26 protein-coding genes and 1 pseudogene are annotated in these 26,813 nt (G+C 31.6%); 4 read left to right on the top strand and 23 right to left on the bottom strand.

Annotation, left to right across the window (positions count from 1 at the left end; translation table 11 throughout):
- Positions 1–36 precede the first annotated feature (36 nt).
- Entirely contained in the window at positions 37–696 is a 660-nt protein-coding gene (locus C7N71_RS00530) for a metal-dependent transcriptional regulator (protein ID WP_105987242.1), read from the bottom strand.
- Positions 697–858: 162 nt separating this feature from the next.
- On the opposite strand from C7N71_RS00530, the gene C7N71_RS00535 reads away from it, so the two are divergent.
- On the top strand, positions 859–1,203 hold the full coding sequence (locus tag C7N71_RS00535; RefSeq protein WP_105987243.1) for a hypothetical protein: 345 nt from the start codon (positions 859–861) through the stop codon (positions 1,201–1,203).
- Between the two features lie 47 nt (positions 1,204–1,250).
- Here the strand turns inward: C7N71_RS00535 and C7N71_RS00540 are convergent, their stop codons facing one another.
- From C7N71_RS00540 to C7N71_RS00560, 5 genes are all read right to left on the bottom strand, one after another.
- The gene (locus tag C7N71_RS00540) at positions 1,251–2,162 is read right to left on the bottom strand and encodes a cation diffusion facilitator family transporter (protein ID WP_105987244.1); all 912 of its coding nucleotides are present in this window, start codon (positions 2,160–2,162) and stop codon (positions 1,251–1,253) included.
- 92 nt (positions 2,163–2,254) lie between these two features.
- A complete protein-coding gene (locus tag C7N71_RS00545) occupies positions 2,255–2,791 on the bottom strand; it encodes a GNAT family N-acetyltransferase (RefSeq protein WP_105987245.1) in 537 nt (178 codons plus the stop codon).
- Between the two features lie 134 nt (positions 2,792–2,925).
- Positions 2,926–3,324, bottom strand: coding sequence for a hypothetical protein (locus C7N71_RS00550; protein WP_105987246.1), 399 nt, complete (start codon positions 3,322–3,324; stop codon positions 2,926–2,928).
- A gap of 12 nt (positions 3,325–3,336) precedes the next feature.
- Positions 3,337–4,101, bottom strand: a complete 765-nt coding sequence (locus C7N71_RS00555) for a DUF1003 domain-containing protein (protein WP_105987247.1) — start codon at positions 4,099–4,101, stop codon at positions 3,337–3,339.
- A 14-nt stretch (positions 4,102–4,115) separates the two neighbouring features.
- On the bottom strand, positions 4,116–4,994 hold the full coding sequence (locus C7N71_RS00560; RefSeq protein ID WP_318530525.1) for an RluA family pseudouridine synthase: 879 nt from the start codon (positions 4,992–4,994) through the stop codon (positions 4,116–4,118).
- A gap of 89 nt (positions 4,995–5,083) precedes the next feature.
- Here C7N71_RS00560 and C7N71_RS00565 point away from each other — a divergent pair, with 89 nt between their 5' ends.
- Positions 5,084–5,719 carry a carbonic anhydrase family protein gene (locus tag C7N71_RS00565; protein WP_105987248.1) on the top strand — a complete coding sequence of 212 codons (636 nt, stop codon included), beginning with the start codon at positions 5,084–5,086 and terminating at the stop codon, positions 5,717–5,719.
- Between the two features lie 38 nt (positions 5,720–5,757).
- On the opposite strand, the gene C7N71_RS00570 is transcribed toward C7N71_RS00565, so the two are convergent.
- The 8 genes from C7N71_RS00570 to C7N71_RS00605 form a co-directional block, all read right to left on the bottom strand.
- Entirely contained in the window at positions 5,758–8,283 is a 2,526-nt protein-coding gene (locus C7N71_RS00570; RefSeq protein WP_105987249.1) for an excinuclease ABC subunit UvrA, read from the bottom strand.
- A gap of 63 nt (positions 8,284–8,346) precedes the next feature.
- Positions 8,347–8,700, bottom strand: a complete 354-nt coding sequence (locus C7N71_RS00575) for a hypothetical protein (protein ID WP_105987250.1) — start codon at positions 8,698–8,700, stop codon at positions 8,347–8,349.
- Between the two features lie 92 nt (positions 8,701–8,792).
- Complete coding sequence (locus C7N71_RS00580; RefSeq protein ID WP_105987251.1) at positions 8,793–9,803, bottom strand: hypothetical protein; 1,011 nt, start codon at positions 9,801–9,803, stop codon at positions 8,793–8,795.
- Between the two features lie 12 nt (positions 9,804–9,815).
- Positions 9,816–11,210, bottom strand: a complete 1,395-nt coding sequence (locus C7N71_RS00585) for a flavocytochrome c (RefSeq protein ID WP_105987252.1) — start codon at positions 11,208–11,210, stop codon at positions 9,816–9,818.
- 79 nt (positions 11,211–11,289) lie between these two features.
- A complete protein-coding gene (locus C7N71_RS00590) occupies positions 11,290–11,940 on the bottom strand; it encodes a YoaK family protein (RefSeq protein WP_105987253.1) in 651 nt (216 codons plus the stop codon).
- 75 nt (positions 11,941–12,015) lie between these two features.
- Entirely contained in the window at positions 12,016–12,945 is a 930-nt protein-coding gene (locus C7N71_RS00595; RefSeq protein ID WP_105987254.1) for a hypothetical protein, read from the bottom strand.
- An 83-nt stretch (positions 12,946–13,028) separates the two neighbouring features.
- The gene (locus C7N71_RS00600; protein ID WP_105987255.1) at positions 13,029–13,337 is read right to left on the bottom strand and encodes a hypothetical protein; all 309 of its coding nucleotides are present in this window, start codon (positions 13,335–13,337) and stop codon (positions 13,029–13,031) included.
- A gap of 17 nt (positions 13,338–13,354) precedes the next feature.
- A complete protein-coding gene (locus C7N71_RS00605; RefSeq protein ID WP_105987256.1) occupies positions 13,355–13,702 on the bottom strand; it encodes a hypothetical protein in 348 nt (115 codons plus the stop codon).
- An 80-nt stretch (positions 13,703–13,782) separates the two neighbouring features.
- Between C7N71_RS00605 and C7N71_RS00610 the strand changes: the two genes are divergently transcribed.
- Positions 13,783–14,124 (top strand): hypothetical protein, encoded by a 342-nt coding sequence (locus C7N71_RS00610; RefSeq protein WP_105987257.1) that lies wholly within the window; start codon positions 13,783–13,785, stop codon positions 14,122–14,124.
- A 269-nt stretch (positions 14,125–14,393) separates the two neighbouring features.
- On the opposite strand, the pseudogene C7N71_RS00615 reads toward C7N71_RS00610, so the two are convergent.
- From C7N71_RS00615 to helD, 5 genes and pseudogenes are all read right to left on the bottom strand, one after another.
- Positions 14,394–14,897: pseudogene (locus C7N71_RS00615) on the bottom strand (DNA/RNA non-specific endonuclease); the annotation flags it as partial.
- A gap of 20 nt (positions 14,898–14,917) precedes the next feature.
- Complete coding sequence (locus C7N71_RS08295; RefSeq protein WP_105987259.1) at positions 14,918–16,765, bottom strand: AAA family ATPase; 1,848 nt, start codon at positions 16,763–16,765, stop codon at positions 14,918–14,920.
- Between the two features lie 227 nt (positions 16,766–16,992).
- Positions 16,993–18,540, bottom strand: a complete 1,548-nt coding sequence (gene guaA, locus C7N71_RS00625) for a glutamine-hydrolyzing GMP synthase (RefSeq protein WP_105987505.1) — start codon at positions 18,538–18,540, stop codon at positions 16,993–16,995.
- 80 nt (positions 18,541–18,620) lie between these two features.
- On the bottom strand, positions 18,621–19,544 hold the full coding sequence (coaA, locus tag C7N71_RS00630; RefSeq protein ID WP_105987260.1) for a type I pantothenate kinase: 924 nt from the start codon (positions 19,542–19,544) through the stop codon (positions 18,621–18,623).
- 118 nt (positions 19,545–19,662) lie between these two features.
- Positions 19,663–21,963, bottom strand: coding sequence for an RNA polymerase recycling motor HelD (gene helD / locus C7N71_RS00635; protein WP_105987261.1), 2,301 nt, complete (start codon positions 21,961–21,963; stop codon positions 19,663–19,665).
- Positions 21,964–22,118: 155 nt separating this feature from the next.
- On the opposite strand from helD, the gene C7N71_RS00640 reads away from it, so the two are divergent.
- Entirely contained in the window at positions 22,119–22,781 is a 663-nt protein-coding gene (locus tag C7N71_RS00640; protein ID WP_105987262.1) for a histidine phosphatase family protein, read from the top strand.
- 55 nt (positions 22,782–22,836) lie between these two features.
- On the opposite strand, the gene C7N71_RS00645 is transcribed toward C7N71_RS00640, so the two are convergent.
- Genes C7N71_RS00645 through opp3b form a run of 4 tightly spaced genes read right to left on the bottom strand, consistent with a single transcriptional unit; the run spans position 22,837 to position 26,806 of the window.
- Positions 22,837–23,778, bottom strand: coding sequence for an ABC transporter ATP-binding protein (locus C7N71_RS00645; protein ID WP_105987263.1), 942 nt, complete (start codon positions 23,776–23,778; stop codon positions 22,837–22,839).
- Positions 23,779–23,796: 18 nt separating this feature from the next.
- Positions 23,797–24,843 (bottom strand): ABC transporter ATP-binding protein, encoded by a 1,047-nt coding sequence (locus tag C7N71_RS00650; protein WP_105987264.1) that lies wholly within the window; start codon positions 24,841–24,843, stop codon positions 23,797–23,799.
- 10 nt (positions 24,844–24,853) lie between these two features.
- A complete protein-coding gene (locus C7N71_RS00655) occupies positions 24,854–25,873 on the bottom strand; it encodes an ABC transporter permease (protein WP_105987265.1) in 1,020 nt (339 codons plus the stop codon).
- Between the two features lie 3 nt (positions 25,874–25,876).
- A complete protein-coding gene (gene opp3b, locus C7N71_RS00660) occupies positions 25,877–26,806 on the bottom strand; it encodes an oligopeptide ABC transporter permease (protein WP_105987266.1) in 930 nt (309 codons plus the stop codon).
- Positions 26,807–26,813 lie beyond the last annotated feature (7 nt).

The following is a 26,813-nucleotide window of genomic DNA, read 5'->3' on the forward strand; positions in this document are numbered from 1 at the left end:
AAAACGAGGTTTAAGCGTTATCCACTCATCCTCGTTTTATTCGTTCGAATTCTTAATAAAAATATAATGTGATGCTTTATAACTAATTGCATTTTCTTGTTTGTCAGTTAAATTTTGTACAGTAACTGGGCCTTCGAATGGTGAGTGCTTAACAACTTTTAACTTATCACCAATATCCAGTTGAATATCGCCTAAATAAGTTAGTAGATCATGATTATCAATGAACCGATCAACAATTACTGTATCACCATCTTTAGCATCGTTAAGCAACAAATGGCTATCTTCTTTATAATGTCCATCAATGCTAGGAATTACTCCACCATGTGGACAGTGAGTTGGATGTCCCAGTTTATCGTACATTGCTGTTAACAAGCGATCACTTGTAACATGTTCTAAGACTTCAGCTTCTTTATCTAAATCAGGAAGCGGATAATTTAACTCATTAACTAAAAAACTTTCCCAAATACGGTGTTTTCTAACTAATACTTCAGCTAACTTAACCCCTTTTTCTGTTAAGTAAACACCGGAATAAGGTTCATGGTGCACCAAACCTTCTTCAAGCAATTTATTCACCATTTCAGTTACAGAGGCTGCAGCTATATCTAAACTGATTGCAATTCTTTTATTGGAAACTTTATCTTTAGTTCCACCTAGTTCAAATATAATTTTTAAATAGTCCTCTTTCTTTGGGGTCATTATTATCAGCGTCTCCTAAATCAATCTAATTAATACATAGTTTTTAATGATTAATAATACATCATTTAATATAATTTTACCATTTTTATTTAACTTTTTTTAATAAAAAATATATAATTAAATTGTAGGTTACATAAGTAATAAGAAACTGGAGATGGAAATATGAGTGAACAAACATTTAAGTTCGACCAACTCAACGAACAATCTCAAGAAAATAGTGTCAAAGGTTTCAGTAAATTCTTTGTCAAAATGTATCGAGATCGCAATATGGAACTAATTAGTCAGGATATTGATAACTCATTTTTATGGGATATCGACCGCGAAGTATATCGCAATCGTTTTGAATCAATTGAACATGCTGCTAAAGATACGGTTAAATATTGTAGTACAAATTATCGTGAATTATTAAAAGATTTAGATATTAACTTTTTAGCTAATGGTACTCCTGAAATTTCTTGGGAAGATTGGTACCAAACAAAATATGATAACGTACCAGCTGGATTATAAAATAAAAATCTCAGCCTCAAAAATGGGGTTGAGATTTTTTTATTGATTTATTTTATATCGGTACCGCTATCATAAAACAAGTCTTCTTTCTTACCACGTTCAACTTCAGCTTGTAATGTAACATGCTCAACATTGTACTTATCATGTAATAATTTAGTAATTGGATCATATATTTTTTCAGCATCGCTAATCATCATATCCTGCATATTAATATGAGCAGAAAACATAATGCTATTTTCATCAACTGACCAAATATGAACATGATGGACTCCAGTTACTCCATCAATGCTTAATAAATCTTTTTGAATAGCATAACAATCAATATGTGGAGCCCCTTGCATCAAAATCTTAATGGTTTTTCTAATAATGGGAAAAGTTTCAGAAATAATATATAGTGCCACAATAATTGTTACCAATGGATCAATAATATTCCAACCAAATAATCTGATTAAAATTCCACCAATAATAATACCAATTGAAGCTAATGTATCACTTAACAAATGTAAATATGTAGCCCTAACATTCAAATTATTTTTTGAACCATGATTCAACATTATAGTTGAAATTAAATTAGCAACTGTTGAAACCACAGCAACAATTAACATTAAATTACCATTAATTTGTTCTGGTTTAAACAGTTTTGGAATTGCCTCAAAAATTAATACAGCTGAAATCATTAATAAGAAAATTGAATTTAAAAATGCTGAGATAATTTGGGCTCGCTTATAACCAAAAGTATTAAATTTATTTTGTGGGCGCTCACTAATACGATGAGCATAATAGCTACCCACCACTGAAGCTGAATCGCCTAAATTATGAAAAGCATCTGATAGTAATGACAAACTACCTGATAAAATTCCACCTAGAAATTCAACTAATGTAATTAACGAATTTAAAATCGTCACAAATAAAAAGCGACTCCCAGTCATCTGGTTTTGTTCTTCATCATGTGAATGCATTTAAACTCCCTCCTATCTATATTTTAATTATACAATAAATACATATAACAAAAAAAGGTCGCTTTTCTAAAAGAAAGCGACCTTTTGATATTTTAAACCAATAATGGTTGTTTAATTAAATGTTCATAAGCAAAATTTCTAACATCGGTATTGGCAGTTGCAGAAATTGGAATCACCTTTCCTGTTTCTACAAAACCAGCTTTTTTAATGACATGTTGCATCCCTAAATTACCAGGATTAGTGTCCACGCGAATACTATTAATGCCATTTATATTTTTTACGACATCATAAATGGCTTCAAATAATTTTTGTGATAAACCACGACCATGGTGATGGCTTGAAACAGCCACACGATGAATTGATACATAGGGGCCATTTGATAACCATTTACCATCTAAATGTTCATAACTGTTATCTTTGCCAGGAATGACGGCAGCGGTGCCTAAAATTTCTCCGTCTTCTTCTAATACAACAGTCCATTGATTAAGAATATCATTCATTAATGAATCAGCATTAGGATAACCATCTTGCCATTGGTTAACACCTTGCTTGGCAAGTAGGTCCTTTCCTTCGAAAACAATTTGTTTGATTGCTGCAAAATCTTCGATGTGTGCTCTTCTCATTAACATGATTAAGCCCCCCTTTATCAATTTAATTATTTAAAACTCGATTTAAAGATGATATCACCATTTTAAATAAATTCAAAGGATTTTTTACTTTTTTATAAATAAAAAACATTCCATCAAAATGGAATGTTAATTCATTAATCTTCAAGCATACGCCAATTTCCTTCAGCTGCTTTAGAAATTTGATTGATAAAATGAAGAACTGAACTAGCACGCTCTTCATCGTGTTCATTTAACTTGTTTAAACCTTTACCAGATGACATGGGTTGCCCTAATGAAAAATCATTTTCTTGTAAATGACCTTCTGCAAAAGCAATAACAGTTTCACCTGATTCAATCTTAGTAATAATAAAGAACATTGAAAAGTCATCGTTTTCTTTCATGTAAGCAGGCATTGCCCAAATATCTTCCGCAATTTGTTGCATTTCTTCATTCATGAAACGATAGTACTTATGATTAGCTTCTGTAACTGGTGCATTTAATACAAACATCATCTTACTAAAAGCAGGAGTTCCCATTTTAATATTGTCTTCCATTATCTTTCACCTCTAGTTTTGTTTTTGTTGCTTTAATTGTTCTTTCAATTTTATATTTTCGTTTCTTAAATTAGTTAGTTCAGAACGAACTTCCCCTAAAATTTGTAACTGTAGTTTTTCAATTTCTAAATCATGGGGCATTTGATTTTGGGTTAAATGATCTAACTTCGCATGCAAAATACGCAATTCATGTTCGGATTTTAAGTTAACATGGAAATCATTTTCGGCATCTAAACGATCACGTTGTGCTGAACGATTTTGACTCATCATAATAATTGGTGCTTGAATAGCTGAAAAACAACTTAAAAACAGATTCAATAAAATATATGGATAAGGATCAAAATGAATTCCAAAGATTGCTAAACCATTCATAAGCATCCATACTAACAGAATCGCTATAAAAATGAAAATAAAAGTCCAACTACCACCAAATTTAGCAACTGCATCAGATACTTTTTGCCCAAAAGTAGTACTTTGGCTAAGTGAAACGTTAACATCCGTGATTTCATAGTTATCATCTTTTAAAGCTTTAGTTAATTTACGATTGATTTTTTGACTTTGTCTTAAATCTGAATTGATTAATGAATCTACGCGATTCATTCGATACTTTAATAAGTGATTAGCGCAAATAAAGCTATTCATTTTGGCTTTAGGATAATCTTGTTTAATTGCATTAGAAATAGGTTGAGCTAACTCTTTTAAGATTACACCCTCATCTCTTAGATATGTTTTGCCATCAACTAAACATTTTACTTGTTCTTGTGAATCTCTATTCATTTTTCCATCCTCCACTATAAAATTGCTTTCATATCGGCTGGTAAATCTAATTTAAATTCACGGTCGACATTTGATAAATCATCATGGAATTTTAAATAATAAGCATGTAGTGCTTGGCGTTTGATTCCTCTATCCAAGGGTCCATTATATAATTGATCGCCTAGGAGTGGATGACCGAATGCAGTCATGTGAACTCTAATTTGATGTGTCCTACCTGTATGCAATTTAATTTTTAACAGAGTAATATCTGAAACGCTTTGTTTAACCCAATATTCAGTAACCGCATTTTTACCATCAGCAATCACTTCACGCCGGAAATTGTCGCCTACTCTGCCAATTGGTCGATTAATAATTGCATGCGAATTAGACAATACTCCATCAACAATCGCGTAATAATATTTTTCAATCTGATGTTTAGCCACTTGTTGGTTTGCCAAACTATTTGCTAAACGATTTTTGGCAACTAAAACTAAACCAGAAGTAAAACGGTCCAACCGTGTGATTAAATGTGGTTTTAAATCGTGACTGTCTATTTTTCTTAAGTAACCCTTAATACGATTCACTAATGTATCTTCACGATTTGAGGGCCCTGGGACACTAGTTAACCCCGCTGGTTTATTCACAACTAACCAATTATCATCTTCATATATAATATTAATTGGATGATCACTAAAAGCAACCTCGTCATCACTTCGTTCATCAGGAAAAATAACTGTTAATTCGTCACCCGGTTTAACTTGAGCATCAAATGTAGTATCATCACGATTCAATAAAATATCACCATCATGTTTCAAATCGTTATACATACGATGACTAACACCTTTTTTTACTAAAAATTGCTTAATTCCATATTCAATTTTATCATTATTTGCCCAAGTAAATTTCAAAGTCACGTGCCTCCATTTTATTTTATATGTATGTTATATTAACATATTAATTAGAGAACCTGCTAAATTTCATAATTATAGAAAGAAGACATATAATGTTAAATTATAACGATCAAGAAAATTGGCCAAATAATTTTGGCAAAATGCAATCACCTATTAATTTATCAATTGATGACCAAAATAAATATGAAGAATTCTTGCCAATCAGTGTAGATGAATTCTATCAATTAAATAATGAGATTGATGATGGGACTACTATTAGATTAACCGGAATGGGTAATGCTACCGTTTTCAATCGTGAATTTAGCTTTCAACAAATTCATTTTCATACCCCTGCTGAACACACTGTGAATGGTAAAGTTGCACCTTTTGAAATTCATTTAGTTCACAAAAATAATATTGGACAAACCGTTGTAATTGCATTATTAGTACAAATTGGTAACGCTGATGCATCATTACAAGAAATTATTAATAGCTTTGTCCCTAATAAAGAAAATGATGTTTCAATTAATTTAACCGAGTGGATTCCTAACTTAGCCAATGGGTTTCATTATGCTGGATCACTTACTACTCCGCCACTAACAGAAAATGTAGAGTGGGTGGTTATCACCAATAGTCAAATGACAGTTAGTCAAAATCAAGTTGATTGGTTCGCTAAAAAATTCGGTCATAATAATCGTAAATGCCAAGCAATTAATAATCGTAATGTTGAATACTATGAAAACAAATAAAAATACATCCCTAATTATTTGAATTAGGGATGTATTTTTTATAAATTAAACTTTTTAAAATGCTTAGCTAAATATTGTAAAGTTAGGCTATCCGGCTTTTTAATTAATTCATTAGGTTTACCTGAAGCCATAATTTTACCACCGAAGTTACCACCTTTAGGTCCTAAATCAATCATATAATCAGCATTTGTCATTAAGTCTAAATCATGCGTAATTAGAATAATTGTTGCACCTTTTTGTTTTAATTGATTAACTACACCAATTAAGGTTTGGACATCAATTGGATGCAATCCTACTGATGGTTCATCAAAAACAAACATCGTATCACTTTGATTATTGCTTAAATGTTTAACCAATTTTAAACGTTGAGCTTCACCACCAGATAAACTAGGTGTACTTTCTCCTAAATGTAAATAATTCAAACCAATTTCATCAAGAATTTGTAATTGCCTTTCGATTGATGGGACACTTTTGAAGATTGGTAACGCATCCTTAACCGATAATTTTAATAAATCGACAATACTATATCCATGCCATTTTATTTCTTGAATATTAGGATTAAAACGATTGCCATGACAAGTAGGACAAACTTCTTCAATGTCTGGTAAATATTGCACATCCAAATGAATATTCCCTAAGCCACCACAAGTGGGACAAGCTCCTTGCTTATTGTTATAAGAGAATGCACCAATTCCATAATGTTTATCTTTAGCCGCTGGTAATCGGGCAAACATGTGTCGCAAATGATCCATAATGGTAGTGTAAGTAGCTAAAGTTGATCGTTCGTTTTTACCAACAGGTTTGGCATCAACACTAACGATATTTTTTATTCCAGTCGTTAAATTAGCTACTTGTTTAGGTAATTTAGCATGCTGATATTCACGAATGGCTGGCACTAAACTATTTAAAATCAAGCTAGTTTTCCCAGCACCAGAGAAACCAGTTACTGCAGTAATTTGACCACTCGGAATAGTTGATTCTACATTATGCAAATTATAATAATCATTTATTTGGATACTTGTATCTGCACAATCAACATTTGCTGGTACTTTAGCATGCATGATATCAGCTTTACCATCAATAAATTGCCCAATCAGCGATTTTTGGTTATGCGTTAACTGTTTAGGTGTACCTTGTGCAATCACATTTCCACCTTCATCACCTGATCCAGGACCAATCTCAATCACCCAGTCAGCAGCACTAATAATATTCACTTCATGATCAACGACTACTAATGAATTACCTTGCGCAATTAAAACACGAAAAATATGAATCAAACCCTTAATGTTATCGGGATGTAATCCCACTGAAGGTTCATCTAATACATATAAAACGCCAGTTGTTTCTGTTCGTAAAGTTTTGGCTAATTGAATTCTTTGTAATTCACCAGTTGATAAAGTATTTCCACTTCTAGAAAGGGTTAAGTAATCTAATCCTAGTTCTAGTAATGGACTTAAATTATCATCTAAATTTTCAAATAAGATATCAGCCATATGTTGCATATTATCCGGTAATGATTGCTTAGTTGATTTTTGCCAATGCTCTAATTCACCCAGTGTTAAATCAGAAACTTCAGCAATATTTTTACCAGCAACTAATTGATTTAATAAAGATGGATTCAAACGTGATCCATGACAAACTGGACAAGTTGAAAAATGAAAAAATTTACTAATACGATTAACTGCTCGTGAGCTTTTAGCCTTTTTCATTGACTCATATACTGATTCATATGCATTTTCATATAATGCATTATCAGTGTGAAATACACGTCCAGTTGATGTATGAAAATCAACTGGATATTGTTTCTTTTCACCATGTAGCACAATCTGCTTTTCTTTATCGGTTAAATTTTTATAAGGTACATTTGTACGAACCCCTAATGATTTAGCAATTGAGGACATAAAGTTACGACCCGGTAAATGCCATGGTGCAATCGCACCATCATCAATCGATTCGTTTTCATCTTCAATGATTGTATCAGGATCTAATGCACTAACTTGACCAGTCCCTTCACATTTAGGACAAGCACCACCAGCATTAAATGCAAAATCTTCTGCTGATTTAGCCATAAATTGAACCCCACAAGTAGGACATTTAATCATCCCCATGCCACTTTGACCATCGTTAGGTAAATCCATTGATTGTGCAATCTTTAAACTAGGTTTAACCCGATGACCATTAGGACAAACAGGTGAGCCTAAACGCGAAAAAATTAATCTTACTATATTAAAAATTTCACTCATTGATCCGACTGTTGAGCGTTCTGAAGGTACATTGGGACGCTGCTTTAAAGCAATTGCAGATGGAATATGGCGAACTTCACGAACATTAGTATGTGCACTTTGCCCAATTCGTCTTCTTGTATATGTAGATAATGCTTCTAAATATCTTCTAGAACCTTCAGCATATAAAATCCCCATTGCAAGTGAACTCTTTCCAGAACCAGATGGACCAGAGATGGCAACAAATTGATTTAATGGAATATCAACATTAATATTTTTTAAATTATGCACATTGCCACCACGCACTTCAATTTGGGTAGGTAAATAATTTTTATTATCCATTATAATTTTTCCTTTCACTAGATTTATGCTAAAAAAGTGCTGATTAATATGTCAGCACTTTAACTATTTTTTATCGATTTGTTCTAATAAATCATTAATTTGTTTGATATCTTCTTTAGAAAGATGATCATGATCATCTAAAATTTCATAAATTTGTTGACCAGAATCAATAATATCTTCCAAACGAGAATCCAAGTTGTTAAATAGTACATTAGTCAACATTGAACGTAAATGTGAAACCCCATCTTTATCGCCTTGAATGGCTCTTTCAGTCATTTTCTTAATAACGATTTTTACATTACGACGTTTTAACTTCTTTTCTTTATGACTATTATAATATGGTAAAAGAAGTGCCACAATAACTGATAGGGATTCAGCTATAGCGGCAACCCATTCAGCTAATTCTCCACTATGCATATGTAAACTCATCTCCTATAAACATTGTATCAGACAAAAAGCATTGCCCAAAGGACAATGCTTTTAATCAAACATTGCTTTAATTAAGTTAATTAATATCCATCAATTTGCCAATCAAACTGGTCTTTTTTACTAATAGAATGATACCTATTTCCATAGTCCTTATATCCTAATGCTCCAACCCAATGTAATATTTTATTTTTAGGGAATTTAGCATCATGATTGATTACAACTTTTTTATCTAAGCTATTTTCAGAAGCAGAATATAATGACAAAGCATTTCCATTTTTATCTATATGTGTATTATATTTTTCAAAAACCGTCCGCTTAAAAAATAATACTTTTACTTTCTTGGGAACATAATAGACATGATTATTAATCTTTATCATAAAAATATTCGAATTATATTTTTTGATTTTCCATTTACTGGCATTAATAAATCCTAAGCTTTTTTTATTTTTGGTTTTATTTGAATAGATATAGCTATCTGCATTTTTATAACGTGCATCATCATGATTTAATTTGTATATACTTTTATAAACGGGAATATTCATATTATACCAATCATAATCACCATCATCATAAGCTTCAACATGTAATGACTTATATGCAAAATCTGGATTAATGTATCCAGTTTCCCATTTTTTTGTCGAAAATTTATCAGATGAAACTTGGTTAGTTGGCTCTAATTTAACTGGTGATGGATCAGTTAAATCTTTTATCACAAGATTAACTAAATCTGCATAATTATTTACTTTTTGTTTCAAAACATCAGAATGATTAAAATCAATTTCATTTAAAATGGATTGGGAACGACTTTGCGTAAATTTAAAATGATTCAGGTAGTTTAAAACTTCATCTAGTTTATTATTAACAACTTGTTTTTCTTGATTATAAATACTCTTGTTATTAGCATAAAAGAAATCATATAGTTCATTAATATTAGATGCTGGATTTTTATATTTCTTAACATCTTGATTAATAGATACACTGTTTAAAAGTGATATCTGAGTATTAGAAGCATCAGAATTAATATATGAAATACTAAATAAAGGTATTATTACTCCAATTATTATAAGTAATTTAATAAAATTATTTTTCAAAATAAGCTCCTTTTATTTATCTTCAATATATTTAAATACTTGTTGGCCTGCTTGACGACCAAAGATAACGGTTTCAGCAATAGAGTTACCACCAATTCGATTATCGCCATGTAAGCCACCAGCAACTTCACCACCAGCGAATAATCCCTGCACTAGTTGATTATCTGCATTTAGAACTTGAGTTTTAGCATTCACTTTAATGCCACCCATTGTATAATGAACCGCTGGTGCAATATGAATAGCAAAATAAGGCCCTGCACTGATATCGCGATCCATTCCAGTTGTACGATTAAATTCAGCATCATGTTTAACATTCACTGCTTGATTCCATTTATCCAAAGTGGATATTAATTCATCAGCATCCACATTAACGTTTTTAGCTAAATCACTAATGGAATCACCATGAATAACTAAACCGATGGAATCATAAAAATTAATCGCACCAACATGATTACGAATACCTTGATTTAAAATCAAATATGCTGATTTTTCAGGTAATTGATTAATTGCAGCTGTAACATTCTTACGAGTATCTAATTCGTTCACAAAGCGATGACCCTTTTGATCAACTAAAATTGCGCCTTCGCCACGAACGGCCTCTCCAATTAAGAAAGCATGATCATTATCTTGTTGAACAGTCGGATGAACTTGAATTTTATCCATGTCCACTAATCCAGCTCCAGCATCAGTAGCTAATTTTAAACCATCGCCAGTTGCTCCAGGCTGATTAGTAGTTCGATAATGAGTTAAATCACTACGATATTTACCAATGATTTCTTTACTAGCGCCAAAACCACCAGTTGCTAAAACAATCGCCTTAGCATGAATATCTTTCCTAGTGCCATCTGATAACTTAACGTGAACGCCAGTTACTTCATTATTAACTTTTAAAATTTTATCCACATCAATATTATTAAAAACTGGAATCTCATCTTTTTCAATAATTTTAAGAAAATTAGTAACTAGAAATGCTCCAATGGGTGCCCCAGAGCTAGGACGATGAGTCCTTTTAGTATGCATGCCACCAGTAATTGTTAAATCATCTAAATCGATTCCATGATCAGCTAACCAATCGACAGACAATGATGAATGACTAGTAAAATAATCTAACATCTCAGGATTGTTCTGCTTATCACCACCAATAAAGGTGTCATTATAAAACGCTTTAAAACTATCAATAATATGATGTTTTAATTGTGTTTCTGTTTCAGCAGCATTCATCCCAGAAGATGCACGAGTTGAATTACCACCTAGTTTATCCATTTTTTCTAAAATAACTGGTTTTAAGCCTAATTCATAGGCTTGAATCGCAGTAACTAATCCCGTTGAACCTGAACCAACGATTATTACATCATAGTCAGCTTTTAATTTATCAACATTAGTTGGTTGAAATACATACTTACCCATTTTTCACACTCCAAACTTTAAATTAATATGTTTATTTTAGTACAAAAAAAGCATTGTCTAAAGAACAATGCTTAAGCTATTAATTTTTATTAGTAATCAATAAAACACTAAATATAATTAGTACGTTCAAGAAAATAGCATATTTATCAAAAACATTTGTTAATAGTCCCATAATTAAAGAACCTAAGATAAAACAAAATAGAACTAAACATGTATCAATCGCAATCCGTCTTGATTTAACATTTTTAAATCGCAAAAACGAATAAAAGTTATCTAATAACTTTCTTAAGTTACCAGTCATCATCAATGGATTAAATGGATTGCCATTCATCAATTTAAATTCTTGAAATTGAGCTGCAGCTGCAATCGCTAGTAAACCTACAATAAAAATGTCAGAAAGTATATTTGCTAAAATCCCTACGATAATTAATAAAATTACATCAATAATTAAAATAATCCTTTTAATATTACGTTCTTTATATCGACTAGCCTGTAAATGCTTAATAAAAACGACTCCTAAAGCAAACATTAAAATTGAAAATAAGTATCGCAAAGATTTGAAACCTGCTAATTTACTTAAACTCATGCCTAGTAAAATAAAATTTCCGGTTTGTAAACCAACAAAGACTTGTCCATGTTGCAAAAAAGTATACGCATCAATAGCCCCAGAATTCATTGCCAACAATAAACCCACTAATGGTGACTCATAGATATTCTTATTAATATTCACATACTCCTTTTTTAAATAAAATTATCATTATTATCATAATATATAAATATTAATAAAAATACTAAATCATATTATTTAGTATGGTAAATCTGTAATCTTTACCTTGGTTTTCGCAAAACCATTTTCTCTTAATACATTTTTTAATTCATCTTTACGATACTCGGATTGACGACTTAACACGACTTCACGTAAGATATTGGGATTAATTTTCGCTAGTGAAATGGGGCGATCACTAATGAGAGTTGATGAATCAACATTATCATGCTTAGGTTTAACAATTACATACCTTAACTCTTCTTCTTGCCATAAGATCTGCCGTTTAAAACATAATGATAGTAAGAACAATGAACTTAAACATTTTTTGCGGATATCAATTGCTACTGAATTCCAGACACCTCTTAAGCCACGATAGGCATCGAGCCATTCTTTGATAATGGGCATAATAAATTCTTTATGTGTTTTTCGATTATATTCAACTTTTAGTGGGAACACATAACCATAGCCTTCACCCATATGTTTAAAATCAGGTGAAGTATATTGTTCTGATAATTTTTGTTGAATCTTTTGACTATCAAAACCTAATGCCACATCCCCATAATTACCTAGCGCTTGTGAATTACGATTAGGCGAAAAGCTCCAAACATAACTATCAAAATTATTATGCTTATAATCATTAATAAAAGTATTAATTTCATCTTTTGTTGCATTTAATTGTTTTAAATATTCCACCGCAACACGGTACGTATAACGAACTTCCAAGGGATCATTCATTGAATGAATATATCCAACATAGAATAACTTAGTTTTAACAATATTTTTTAGTGCTCCTATACTAGTGTAATGGTAAATTTCTCCAATATCGTGAGCATTAATATAGAAGCGTTTATAAATAATATCATGTGAATGGGTTCGATAATCGGACTTTTCATCAGTAATAGAATTTAATGCTGATTTGCCATATTGATTTAATGAATCATAAATTTTGTGGAATTCTGTTGGCGTCATGCTTAAATTCATCTCCTCATATCAAAGATTTACATTAATTATATAACAACAAAAAAGCATCGTCTAAAGAGACAATGCTTAATCTAAAAATTGAATAATGAAACTAATAAAAATGACCATAAAACAAATGTCGGAATAAACCAAATCAAATAGAAGACAAACATACATTTATCATATATAGATAGATTTTTCCAACCATAAATCATAATTTTAATAAAAGTTATTAAAACATTGATCAAACTAATGATCCCCATGATTAGCAAGCCAAATAATACAAATGTATCTGAGTGATATATACTTTTATTATTCATTTCTATCATTCCATCAATAATCATAAATAATGGAATGAATAAAATTAATCCTTGTATCCATAATTTGTCTTTATAATTCATATAAACTCCCTACTTAATTATCTATGAACTAGGTAATAAATTAGCTCAATTACATTCCAATTCCAAGGGATAATTTCAAAAAATGATAACCAAGACATAAAGCTAGGTATAAATAAGATTAAATGAAATACAAACATTATTTTGTAATAGATTGGAATATTATGCCATCCTAATGAGATTAGTTTATTAATAAAAATGATGATATTTATTAAGCTAATAATCCCAATTACCAATACTCCAAATAATACTAGCGCGTCAGGATGAAACAAATCATCATGCGCTAATCCAATTGCACCATCAATGATTGAATATACTGGTAAAAATAAAACGAAAAATTGAATTATTAATTTCTTTGTATATTGCATAAAACTCCTTAATTTAAGAATGTTCAATTCTAATGTTATCATAAATAAATGGTAATATTAATATATGGAGGTGAATTATTATGAAGATAAAAAAATCAACAATAGCTCTTTTATCATTATTTATAATGTTTTTAACTTTTAGTGTCAATGCTAACGCAATTTCTGGATATGAATATGGGGCATCAGCTAAAAACAATGTAAGGACTACAAAAAGAGTAAAAGTATATAAAATAATCCCTGGTAAATATGAGGCAGCTAATAAATTTAAATATGCTGGTTACATAAAAAAAGGAACTCATTTAAAAGTATCAATGTACTTTATGTCTACTGGTGGCTATGTAATAAAAAACAAACACTATAAAGTTACTCATAAATCATTTTACTTAGTCCCAAAAACTGATAATCATTGGTATAAGAAATAATAAAAAAGCAGTCCTTAAAAAAGGACTGCTTTTTTAAGGACTGCTTTTACTATTTAGAATAAATGATGACGTCTATGATGTCCATAAAAATGACGATGATATGGATGATAATAATTATGACGTTCATATTTTCTTTGATAATGACGTTTAATATAGTGATGAGCTGCTCCAGCAATCACCGCATCCCTAACATAATGATAGCGATGATAGTGTTCACCATTATAATTACGATGTTCACTAAAACTAGGTACCCCTGCTGGAGTTGGTACATTCACATTCATATTATGATCAATCTTAGAAATTCCATCCGCATAGTTAAATTGCACTCCTGGTTGCACATTATATAAATATACATTGAAATCTAAAGTATTATCAGTGGATAATGCTTGCAGATGCACTCCACGTGCCATTAAGTCGCTGCCTTTAAAGACAGGTGTAACTTGATAAATGACTTTCTTACCAGCACGTAAAGCATCGCGCACCTTACTTTCGTAAATGGTTTGTACTTTTTGATTACTAAAAGCAGTTTGTGTAAATAAGTTCTTTAAATTATTTTGATCACCTGATTGTAAACGAGGTTCATAATTACCATTTACACTAATACCTTTAGATAAACTATAAGCAATCTCATTGCCACGATTAATAATTGCTTCAAGATTGATAAACTTTTGATGCCAACCCGTTGGTTTAACATCTTGTGTGGAACGTAAACTATCATTAGCAACATTTCGTGATTCTAAGTAAGCAGTATTCCCTGCTGAAGTACGATTTAACTTAATAATAGATTATTTAATTACTTCTTAATTAATTTTCTTAAATATTTTCTTAGAGATTCATCTTTGCTTATCCTACCAATTGCAAAATTTGCATAGTCAGCTTGTAGTAATTTATTGGCCATATCTTTTAATATCTCACCTTTAAGAGTACACATTTTTAACATTTTTCTATAATCTTTATTTTTAATAACATCTCTTAATTGTTTTGATATTTTATCTACTACTTCTTTAGGATTTAATTTATTAGGTAAATCATTTACATTGTTTATTAAATTATCTAGATTTCTTTTTTCCCTTTTAGAGTCTATGAAAGATCTTTTAATAGAAGAATCTAATCTATTTTTTGCAATATTGTATATAATTTCATTTCTTTTTTCCTTAACTCTTTCAAAAAAATCATTTTTATAACAATTGAATAAATCATTTGTTTCTTTTATATCTTTAGAACAATTCAATACCTTTTTTATTACTGTCTCATCTAGAAGTATCATTTCAATTTCATTATAGGGTAAACAAAACACATTATCATTCTTGTACTCTTTTATTTGCTTATCTTCTAATCCATCTTGATCAATTATTCCTATTGCAGAATTTTCAACCCATCTAGGTAATTTATTGAAGGTTTTTGTATATTCAATAACCTGATCATGTCCCTTTACAGGCTTTATAGTATAATCATCCATAAATATTTTTGAAAAAATTCTATAATCATAACTTGATAATGAACCTTCACAAAACAAAATCTTCTTCCTACTTCCGATTAGTTCAGTTAAAAGTGAATTTGGCAGTTCATTATTTTCCAATGGATGTAATTCTACATTATTTGGAGGAGTGAATTTTTTACACCAAATAATTGTTGAGTTTAATCTAGCGGATATAAATTCAATGTTATGTGATGTAAATATAAACTGACAGTCACTCCTAACATCCAAAAGTTTATCCCATAATTTATTGTAAATTGCCGGATTAAGAAAAGTTTCTGGTTCATCAACAATTATATAAGAGTTCTTGTTAGCTAATAATACATTTGCAATATAAAATAATATACATTTTTCTCCATCACTTAGTTCATTAAGGCTGTATCTATTACCATTTCTAACAGGAATAATAGTTCTTTTAAAGGAATCGATATCAAAACTTATTTCAGGAATAAGTTTTTTCCATATTTCATATAACTTATCCCAATTTGATTTAGTCCTACATTCTAATTTTAAATTACGTTGATTATTAGAATTTTGTGATAAGTCGTTTATTAAAGCTGTTATTAAAGCTGTAAATGGAGCAACTAATTTTCTATCAATATCTAGACCCATGATTTTAGTTTTAAAATCATTATTTACAGGTCTTAAATAATCGTTTCTATAATCGTTAATGCTTGTAGTACTTATATTATTATTGTAATCTTCAAAATATAAAACCTTTTGAGCAGGAATAACAGTTAAATTCGAAAGATTACTACCATACAAACTATTAACAAAAGTTGATTTCCCGCTTCCATTAGCACCTACAATTACTGCAGTTCTTTTTACAATGGCTATTTTGGACAAAATATACAAACGATTGGATTCATTTAATAATTTCTTTATTTGTAATTTTATTGTTTTTAAATCATTTATCTGAAATGATGAAATTATTTTATTTAAAAAATCTTTCAAATTACTATCATAATTTGTAGAAATATTTATTCTTGAGATTTCATTTTTTATATTTAAAATAACATCTTGTATTAAGCTTATATTTGAATTAAATTCTTCTTTTAATACTTTTTTTTCATCAATATTCAAATCTGCATTGTCTAAAACATAAATTGAATGTTCCAATAACTTATCTAACTGATTATTTATTGATTCTATATTATTCTGCAAATAATTCCTCCAAAAATTATTTTATTAATGTTTAATTTGTTTATTATTACTTTTTATTTTAATTTAATATTTTTTTATAAAAATATTTTTGCGGAAACACAGCACACTAATTTTATAATCATTTATATAAATAATATTAACATAAGTAATTTTACTTTTGAATTTATATAAAAAACGTCACCCAAAATGGATAACGTTTCTAATGTAATAGTAATAAAAACTATTTCTTACTCCCATTCAATTGTCGAAGGTGGCTTACTCGTAATGTCATACACTACTCGGTTAATGCCATCAACTTCATTTGCAATCTTAGTTGAAATGTTTGATAAAACATCCCATGGAATTTGTGCAAAGTCAGCAGTCATTCCATCGATTGAGTTCACTGCACGAATTGCGATGGTGTAGTCATAAGTTCTTTCATCACCCATGACCCCCACACTCTTGAATCCAGGCAAGACCGTAAAGTATTGCCAGATTTCCGTATCAAGGCCTGCTTTAGCGATTTCTTTACGTAAAATAAAGTCACTATCACGCACGATACGTAATTTTTCTTGAGTAATTTCACCAATGACACGAATTCCTAGACCAGGACCTGGGAATGGTTGACGCCATACCAAGTTAGCTGGCATCCCCATTTCTTCACCTAAGTGTCTAGTTTCATCCTTGAATAATGAACGCACTGGTTCAATTAATTCAAAATGCATGTCTTCTGGAAGTCCACCCACGTTGTGATGAGATTTAATGGTTTGAGCAGTATCAGTACCACTTTCAATCACATCGGTATATAGAGTTCCTTGCGCTAAGAAATCAATGTCTTTTAGCTTACGAGCTTCATCATTGAACACTTCGATAAATTCTTTACCGATAATCTTACGTTTTTGTTCCGGATCAGAAACATCCTTCAACTTACCTAAGAAACGATCACTTGCATCCACTTGGATGATATTCAAGCCGAATTTACCTTTTAGACTATCCATAACTTCTTCAACTTCGTTCTTACGTAGTAAACCATGGTCTACGAAGATACAAGTTAATTGGTCACCAATTGCCTTGTGTAATAAAACTCCAGTTACACTTGAATCGACCCCACCGGATAGACCAAGGATAACTTTCTTGTCGCCGACTTCTTCTCTGATTTGTTTAATCTTTAAGTCAACAAAATCATTCATTGACCAGTTTGCTTCTGCGCCACAAACGTTAAACACGAAGTTCTTTAAGATGTCAGTACCATATTTGGTATTTCTAACTTCAGCATGGAATTGAATTCCATAGAACTTTCTAGCGGTATCTTGCATTGCAGTAATGGGACACCCTTTCGCGGAAGCCACATTTTCGAAGCCATCCGGAGCCTTTCTAACAAGGTCTCCATGACTCATCCAAACTGGTTGATTTTTAGGTAAGCCCTTAAATAAATCAGCATCGTCAGTCGTAATGTCGATATCAGCATGTCCATATTGACCATGATCTTCGCCATCAACTTTTCCACCGCCTAGATCATATGCCATCAATTGCATTCCATAGCAAATTCCTAGGATTGGAATATTCATTTCAAAAATTTTAGGGTCAACTTTCAAGGCGTCATCAGCATAAACACTGTTAGGTCCACCAGAGAAGATAATTCCCTTAGGGTTAAAAGCTTTAATCTCTTCGATTGACATATTGTGAGACTTCAATTCGGAATATACACCAAAATCACGAATACGACGGGTGATTAATTGGTTGTATTGACTACCAAAGTCAAGTACCAAAATTTTGTCAAATGAAGATAGGTCCATTTCAGCCAAACCATCCACGCTCCTTTTCTAAATTGCTTTTAATCATACCGAGAAGATAAGATTGTGTCAAATTTTACTGATTAGTATTTTCTTAATAAAACGTTGTCAATCCAATGTTCTTCACCCTTATGAATAATTAAATCAGCTCTTGTTTTAGTGGGTTTAATGTTTTCTTCTAAATTTGGTAAATTAATTGATTGCCAGACGTCTTTTGCCATTTGGACTGCTTTCTCACGATTAGAATGTGCCAATTCATAATAATGATTCGAAGGATTCTGAAAAGCCGTATCCATTAATTTCTTAAAGCGGTCTAAATACCATTTTTCAATTAAATCATCATCAGCATCAATATAAATTGAGAAATCAGTAAAGTCACTCACATAAATTTGTTGATTACTTGGTAATTGAAGAGTATTAATTCCTTCAATAATTAAGATATCGGGTTGGTCAATAATATCATAACGATTAGGAATAATATCATAGACTTCATGTGAATAAACTGGTGCTTTCACATTCGGTTGACCGGATTTAACTTCATTCATAAAGTTAATTAGAGCTTTCATATCATAACTTTCTGGGAAACCCTTTTGATTCATAATGCCACGACGTTCTAATTCTTTCGTATTATATAAAAAGCCATCCGTCGTAATTAATTGCACTTTCTTTTTAGGAAAGAAATGGCTTAGCAACACTTCTAACAAACGAGCAGTGGTGGATTTACCAACAGCTACACTTCCAGAAATTCCAATAATAAATGGGACTTTACGATTTTCTTTATCTAAAAATTGAGTTTTAGTTTTTTGCCAATCATTAAAATTTTTCGTACATAAATCTAATAAATGAACAATTGGAATATAAACATCTTTAACATCTTGCAATGAAATCTGGTCATTAAACGCTTTGATTTGTTTTAAACTTTCTTTAGTTAGTGGCACTGATTGAGTATGATAAAATTTTTTCCACTCATCTTTTTTAAAAGTGTAATAGTTAATTGGATTTGCCAAAGCAGTCCCTCCATTAAAATAAATAATTGTTTTCAATCATAACATTTCTATATTTAGATGTATTAAAAAAGAGCCTAACTTGCTTAGTTAAGCTCTCTTTATTTGTTACTAATATTAATTATTGTAAATCATAATATTTTGCAGGGACAGTATTGAAGATTGGTGATAATTGTTTTTCAGCAATAATGGTTAGTTCATGCATTGCACGCGTACAGATTGTATAAACTAATTGACGATCAGCTTCATCACCATATTGTTCAGCACTGGCGTCCCACATCACTACAGAATCAAATTCTAGTCCTTTAGCAAGGTATGAAGGAATAATTAAGGTTCCAGTAGCCAAACGTTGATTTTCAGTTCTAATAAGTGTATTTTTTACGTTCAATTGATTTAATTGTTCGGATAATGATTCAGCATCCGCTAAAGTTTTCACAATAATAGCGGTGGTATCATGTTTTTGCTTATCGGAGTTGATTTTATCATTTAATTTATTAAGGGCAGCTTCTCGATCATCCACAACATTAATCATTGGTTTATCACCTTCACGCGCGAAGGATTCAATTTCGACACCATTCCCTAACAGATGTTTAGTAAAGTCAGTGATTTGTTCAGTTGAACGATATGATTTAGTCAATTGCACAACGTTGGTCTTTTCAGGATCAAACATTGTTCCCAACTCTTTTAATAATTTATGACTATTTTCATGGGTAAAGATAGCTTGATTCAAATCCCCTAATAATGTGAAACGAGCACGTGGAAATGTGAATTTTAAGAAAGCCATTTGAAAGGCAGTATAGTCTTGAACTTCATCAATGAATAGATATCTAATATCAGTCTTAGCACGTTTACCAGAAATCTTATCAAATAGATATAGGTAAGCTGATACATCTGAAATTGAAATATCGCCGGACTTCATTTGTTCGATGGAATGATCAACACTCTTTTCCCAATCATCTTTAGTTAAATCATAATCATTCAAATTCACTAAATTAGGAATGTTTCTTAGCATGTGGACAAATTGATTATTAATTCTTAAGAAACGAGCATGGACGATTTGTTTACGAATTTTTCTAAAGGCCCCAATGACAATATGTTTAGCTAAGAAATTGAATTCTTTATCCGCATTTTCAAATTCATCGGGATGGGTTCTTTGGACAGCTTCAATTTGTTCACGCGTTAAGTCTTGTACTGCTTGTTCTACCCAATCAGTTTTCATTTCAGCTTTAACGCGACGATTTAACATCTTAATAAGTTTTTCTTTAGTAGCAGAAAGACGATTTCTTAAATTATAATTTTTATTAAAACTATAGTAAATTTCAGCAATTTTCTCACGAGAAATAAAAATTTCCCCATTGAATTTCAAATTCTTGAATTTCATATCTTCAGTGTTCAAATGATTAGCATAAGCTGTGACTGCTTTAAAGTAATCTAAACTGTTCTTTAGATTATTAATTCTACGAACTTGACCATCTGCCGAGTTATCTTCTTCAAAACGTTCGGATAAGGTTTCAACATTCATATGTGGAACCCGCAAACTACTATATTGATAGTAAGTCATTTGCACCATGTTTTGTTCCCCTAATTCAGGTAACACTTGATTAATGTAATCGTTAAACAATTGGTTAGGTGAAAATAAGATTACTTGACCAGAATGCAATTTTCCACGGTATTGATATAGTAAGAAAGCAATTCTTTGTAAAACAGCAGCAGTTTTACCTGAACCAGCAGCTCCTTGTACAAATAATAAGTCTGAATCAGTATCACGGATAATCTTATTTTGTTCAGCTTGAATGGTAGTAACAATACTCTTCATTTTGGTACTAGACTTACCATTTAAGTTATCTAGTAACATTTGATCGCCAACTACTTGGTCGGTATCAAAAATGGTATCAATTTCTCCATCTTTAATTTGGAATTGACGTTTTAAAGTCACATTAACTTCTTGGGGTCCCATAGGAGTATTATAAGTTAATTTACCAATCTTACTATCATAGTAAATACTTGAAATTGGGGCACGCCAATCATAAATCAAATAATGATCAGGACTATCGGCAAAAGAACCTAATCCAATATAAATAGTTTCAGGTTGATTTTCTCCAGCTTCTTCAAAGTCCAAACGTGCAAAGTAAGGACGTTCCTCCATTTTATTTAATTTATCATATTCTCTAGTTGCATGTTTCCAACTATTTTCACGCTCTTCAAGCATTTGTTGTTGTTGACGGATAGAAACCGAAGTTTCCATCATCCCGCTATAAGTACTTGTTTTTAGACGGACATCATTGTAAAAATTTTTATTGATTGCACTTTCATCTTTTTCAGCACGATTAATTTTTTGTGCCGCTTCAGTTTTAGCAACGCCTATTTTCCCTAAGACGTTTTTTAAATGTTTAGTTTCATATTTTCTAATTGAGTCAGCCATCTAGACATTTCCTCCATTCAAAAGTTGATTAATAATTTTAGCACAAATAATTGGTAAAATAAAATTTTTAACCTGAGGGTCATCTTTTTATTACAAAGAATTTGTATGATAAAATTAATATTGATAGAGACTTATGAAAAATAGGAGGTTTTTTTATGATTAATATTTATCTAGTACGTCATGGACAAACTTATTTAAACAAATATTTCCGTATTCAAGGATCGGCTAACGCCCCACTAACTGTTAAAGGGGTTGCTGATGCTGTGGATGCTGGTAAAAGATTGAGTAAAATTAAGTTTGACCATGCTTACTCAAGTGATATGCCACGTGCATATGATACTGGTAAATATATTTTGCAACAAAATCCTTCATCACTTGAAGAACCTATTATGGATACTGCCTTTCGTGAAGAAAACTTTGGTTACTTCGAAGGAAACGACAGTGAACAAGCTTGGCACCAAATTGGTGGCCCTAAAGGTATGGGTAGCTACGGTGAAATGATCGATAAACTAGGTATGGGAGGCACTGCTGATTTAATTGCTGAAGCCGATCCTTATGGTGATGCTGAAACGGATAGTGATATTCGTGCTCGTTTCATGCCTGGATTAAAGAAAGCAATTCAAAATGCTAAAGATGGCGAAAACGTGTTAATTGCTGCTCATGGTACTATTATTAGATGGGCAATCGACCAATTTGCTGATAGTAGCATTGATGTCTCTGAATCCATCTTAAATGGTAGTGTTTCTAAGTTAACTGCTGAACCAGATGGTACTAATATTAAAGTCCAATACTACAATCGTACTGACGAAAACGTATAATAAAAGTAATAAAAAGAACCGTTATCCAAATGATAACGGTTCTTTTTATATCTAATTATTTTTTCAAACGTTGTTTATACATATCAATTTCATCTTCAGATGCACGAACATAATGACGAGGAGCAATTTCAACTAGCTTGCGATTCTTCCCATCATCTTCTTTACTTGCATCATAATCAAAGGCTTGACGACTACGTTCGTATTCTGGATCAGGAACTGGAACTGCTGATAATAGACTTCTTGTATAATCGTGTAATGGATTAGCATACAATTCATCAGCATCCGCAATTTCCAACATCCGACCATAGTGCATAACACCAATTCGATCACTAATGTACTTAACCATTGATAAATCATGGGCAATGAATAAGTAAGTTAACTTACGTTTCTTTTGTAAATCTTTTAATAAGTTAACAACTTGGGCTTGAATTGAAACATCTAATGCAGAGATTGGTTCATCGGCAATGATAAATTTAGGCTTTACTGCCAATGCACGAGCAATTCCAATCCGTTGTCTTTGTCCACCTGAAAATTCATGTGGATAACGATTAGCATGTTCTTTATTTAAACCAACAGTTTCAAGTAAATCTTCAACTTGATGCTTACGATCTTCTTTATCCTTAGCTAAATGATTAATATCAATTCCTTCAGCTACAATATCTTCAACTTTCATACGAGGGTTTAAAGAAGCATATGGATCTTGGAAGATAGTTTGAATATCACTTCTAAATTGTTGTTTTTGTGCCTTATGTCTTAGCTTGGAAACATCTTTGCCATCAAAAATAATTTTTCCAGCAGTTGGTTCATACAAATGACTAATGGCACGACCAGTAGTGGTTTTACCAGAACCAGATTCACCAACTAAACCAAAAGTTTCACCCTTATAAACATCGAATGAAATATCATCAACCGCTTTTACTTCATCTGCTTTACCAACATTAAAGTATTGTTTTAATCCTTCAACTTCTAGAATTTTAGGAGCATTTTCTTCTAACATGATTTCACCACCTAATTATTAGTTATTATGTGTTGCTTTAAAGTGTTCTTGACGCTTAACAATGTCAGCTGGTGGTGTGACCTTTGGTGCACGGTCATCTAATAACCAGGTTGCTGCATAGTGAGTATTGGAAACTTTAAAGAATGGTGGTTGTTTTAATGTATCAATCTTAAGTGCATACTTATTTCTAGCAGCAAAGGCATCCCCAACCGGTGGTTCCAACAAATCAGGAGGTGTTCCTGGAATTGATGGTAATACATCGGCATCAGTATCAAGGGTAGGCATTGAACCTAATAGTCCCCAAGTATATGGATGCTTTGCATTATAGAAGATTTCATCAACAGTCCCATATTCAACAATTTTTCCAGCATACATAACTGCAACACGATCAGCCATCCCTGCAACTACACCCAAATCATGAGTGATAAAGATAATTGAAGTATTAATCTTAGTTTGTAGCTCCTTCATTAAATGAAGAATCTTAGCTTGAATAGTAACATCCAAGGCAGTGGTTGGTTCATCGGCAATCAATACTTGTGGATAGTTAACTAAAGCAATTGCGATAACAATTCTTTGTCTCATCCCACCAGAAAATTGATATGGATAATCATTGATTCTTTCTTTGGCATTTGTAATACCAACCAGTTTCATAATTTCTAAAGCTTTTTCCATGGCTTTTTCTTTACTCATTCCTTGATGAATACGTAAAGGTTCAGCAACTTGCTTACCAACTTTCATTGTTGGATCCAATGAAGTCATTGGATCTTGGAAAATTTCAGCAATGCTTTTACCACGAAGTTTACTTAATTGTTTTTCGTTTTTATCTAAAATTTCTTCATCTTTAAACTTAATGCTACCGCCAGCAATTTCAGCGTTAGGTGCATTCAAACCCATAATGCTACGAGTAGTAACTGATTTACCAGAACCGGATTCACCAACGATTGCTAAGGTTTCACCTTTCTTTAAATCAAAACTAATGTCACGAATGGCTTGAACTTTACCTGCATAAGTTTTGAAATTAATCGTTAAATTTCTAACCTCTAGGATATCATCTTTGTTTTCCATTCTATGTCACCTACTCTCTTGATTTTGGATCAAATGCATCACGCAATCCATCACCTAAAATGTTAAATGCAATCATTAATACTGATAGCACAACAGCGGGAACCCACATTTGATATGGTAAGAATTGGAATGATTTTTGACCATTACTAATTAAAGTACCTAATGAAGCAGCTGGAGCCGGAACCCCAATTCCAATAAATGATAGGAATGCTTCGAAGAAGATAGCACTTGGAATTGTGAACATAGTATTAATGATAATAACACTAGTTAAGTTAGGTAATAGATGCTTAAAAGCAATCTTAACTGAGCTTTCACCTAATGATCTAGCAGCTAATACGAATTCTTGATTCTTTAATTCCAATGTTTGAGCACGAACTAAACGGGCCATATTAATCCAACTAGTAAAGGCAATCGCAATAATAATAGCAGGAATACCTGGATGCAAGATTAATAATAGTAGAATCATAACAACCAAATTAGGAATCGATAGCATAATTTCAATAATTCTTTGCATTACAGTATCAACTTTTCCGCCTTTCCAGCCGGAAATAATTCCGTAAGCAACTCCAATGGTTAAATCAAAGAAAGTTGCTACTACTGCAATGATCAATGAAATTCTAGTACCATACAATGTTCTAGCTAATAAGTCACGACCTAAATAGTCACTACCAAACCAGAAGTAATGATTAGCAGCAGCACCTGTATAAGCATTAACTCTTTGCCCACCTTGAACTAAAGTTCCGTTAAATCCAGGAATGTCAATTCCAGGGATACGTGGAGGCAAATTATTTAAATTAGGATTAGTAGAAACATTATTCATGGATGGAATTAAAGCTGAGCCAAATGCCACCACGAATAATAGAATTAAAATAATTAACGAAATCATTGCCGCTTTGTTTTTCTTTAAACGACGCCAAGAATCTCTTAAGAAAGTTAACGAAGGAGCAGCAATTTTTTCATTATCTAGATGTGAACCATCTGATAAGGGTTCAAATGCATCTTTTGGTAATTCTTGTTGTTTGTCTGCCATGTTTTAACCCCTCTTTCCTGTAATTCTGATTCTTGGATCAATTAATCCATAAATAATATCAGTTATTAGTAATACCACACATAACATAAAGCAGTACATAATAGTTAATCCCATAATAGTTGGATAATCATTAGTTACAACTGAATTAACGAATTGTTCACCAATTCCAGGAATAGCAAAGATATTTTCAACAACAAGTGAACCAGTCATAATGTTAACAGCTAGTGGTCCAACAATTGTTACTAATGGAATCAAACTATTTCTTAAAGCGTGATGGTAAATAATACCGAATTTACTTAAACCTTTAGCACGAGCTAATTCAATGTAATCGGCACTTAAAACATCAACCATTTCAGTTCTAACAAACCGAGCAGATTCAGCAAATGGCATTGCCGCTAACGCTAGCGTTGGCAGAATCGTATAAGCAAATCCACTCCAACCGGCAATTGGTAGCCAACCCCATTTCAATGCCACAAAGTATTGTAGTAAGATTGAAAGCACGAATGAAGGAATTGAAATTCCTAAAATGGAAACAATAGTAGTTGTTGTATCAACCCATGTTCCTTTTTTGATAGCTCCTAATGATCCAACAACAATTCCTGCCAAAACTCCTACGATAATTGCTTGTAGACCTAATAACAATGAAGGTCCAACACGACTAGAAATTAAGTAAGAAACCTGTTGATCACTAAATTGGAATGATGTTCCAAAATTACCATGGACGGCATTTGCAATATAACTAATATATTGTTGCCAAACTGGTTTGTTTAAACCATATTGTTGTAAAACCATATTTCTTTCTGAAGGCGATAACTTCGCTTCATTAGTTAATGGTGTTCCTGGCATTATCTTCATAAGAAAGAATGTAACTGTCGTTACAATAAATAATGTCAAGATTAAATAAAATATTCGTTTTGCCAGATATCTTACCATGATGACT

The sequence above is a fragment of the Apilactobacillus timberlakei genome, assembly GCF_002993965.1.
Classification (GTDB): Bacteria; Bacillota; Bacilli; order Lactobacillales; family Lactobacillaceae; genus Apilactobacillus; species Apilactobacillus timberlakei.

What these genes read in the sequence shown, in the direction of transcription:
- C7N71_RS00530 (WP_105987242.1), bottom strand. Translation starts at nt 696, where the DNA reads ATGACCCCAAAGAAAGAGGACTATTTAAAAATTATATTTGAACTAGGT.
- C7N71_RS00535 (WP_105987243.1), top strand. Translation starts at nt 859, where the DNA reads ATGAGTGAACAAACATTTAAGTTCGACCAACTCAACGAACAATCTCAA.
- C7N71_RS00540 (WP_105987244.1), bottom strand. Translation starts at nt 2,162, where the DNA reads ATGCATTCACATGATGAAGAACAAAACCAGATGACTGGGAGTCGCTTT.
- C7N71_RS00545 (WP_105987245.1), bottom strand. Translation starts at nt 2,791, where the DNA reads ATGTTAATGAGAAGAGCACACATCGAAGATTTTGCAGCAATCAAACAA.
- C7N71_RS00550 (WP_105987246.1), bottom strand. Translation starts at nt 3,324, where the DNA reads ATGGAAGACAATATTAAAATGGGAACTCCTGCTTTTAGTAAGATGATG.
- C7N71_RS00555 (WP_105987247.1), bottom strand. Translation starts at nt 4,101, where the DNA reads ATGAATAGAGATTCACAAGAACAAGTAAAATGTTTAGTTGATGGCAAA.
- C7N71_RS00565 (WP_105987248.1), top strand. Translation starts at nt 5,084, where the DNA reads ATGTTAAATTATAACGATCAAGAAAATTGGCCAAATAATTTTGGCAAA.
- C7N71_RS00570 (WP_105987249.1), bottom strand. Translation starts at nt 8,283, where the DNA reads ATGGATAATAAAAATTATTTACCTACCCAAATTGAAGTGCGTGGTGGC.
- C7N71_RS00575 (WP_105987250.1), bottom strand. Translation starts at nt 8,700, where the DNA reads ATGCATAGTGGAGAATTAGCTGAATGGGTTGCCGCTATAGCTGAATCC.
- C7N71_RS00585 (WP_105987252.1), bottom strand. Translation starts at nt 11,210, where the DNA reads ATGGGTAAGTATGTATTTCAACCAACTAATGTTGATAAATTAAAAGCT.
- C7N71_RS00595 (WP_105987254.1), bottom strand. Translation starts at nt 12,945, where the DNA reads ATGACGCCAACAGAATTCCACAAAATTTATGATTCATTAAATCAATAT.
- C7N71_RS00600 (WP_105987255.1), bottom strand. Translation starts at nt 13,337, where the DNA reads ATGAATTATAAAGACAAATTATGGATACAAGGATTAATTTTATTCATT.
- C7N71_RS00605 (WP_105987256.1), bottom strand. Translation starts at nt 13,702, where the DNA reads ATGCAATATACAAAGAAATTAATAATTCAATTTTTCGTTTTATTTTTA.
- C7N71_RS00610 (WP_105987257.1), top strand. Translation starts at nt 13,783, where the DNA reads ATGAAGATAAAAAAATCAACAATAGCTCTTTTATCATTATTTATAATG.
- guaA (WP_105987505.1), bottom strand. Translation starts at nt 18,540, where the DNA reads ATGGACCTATCTTCATTTGACAAAATTTTGGTACTTGACTTTGGTAGT.
- helD (WP_105987261.1), bottom strand. Translation starts at nt 21,963, where the DNA reads ATGGCTGACTCAATTAGAAAATATGAAACTAAACATTTAAAAAACGTC.
- C7N71_RS00640 (WP_105987262.1), top strand. Translation starts at nt 22,119, where the DNA reads ATGATTAATATTTATCTAGTACGTCATGGACAAACTTATTTAAACAAA.
- C7N71_RS00645 (WP_105987263.1), bottom strand. Translation starts at nt 23,778, where the DNA reads ATGTTAGAAGAAAATGCTCCTAAAATTCTAGAAGTTGAAGGATTAAAA.
- C7N71_RS00650 (WP_105987264.1), bottom strand. Translation starts at nt 24,843, where the DNA reads ATGGAAAACAAAGATGATATCCTAGAGGTTAGAAATTTAACGATTAAT.
- C7N71_RS00655 (WP_105987265.1), bottom strand. Translation starts at nt 25,873, where the DNA reads ATGGCAGACAAACAACAAGAATTACCAAAAGATGCATTTGAACCCTTA.
- opp3b (WP_105987266.1), bottom strand. Translation starts at nt 26,806, where the DNA reads ATGGTAAGATATCTGGCAAAACGAATATTTTATTTAATCTTGACATTA.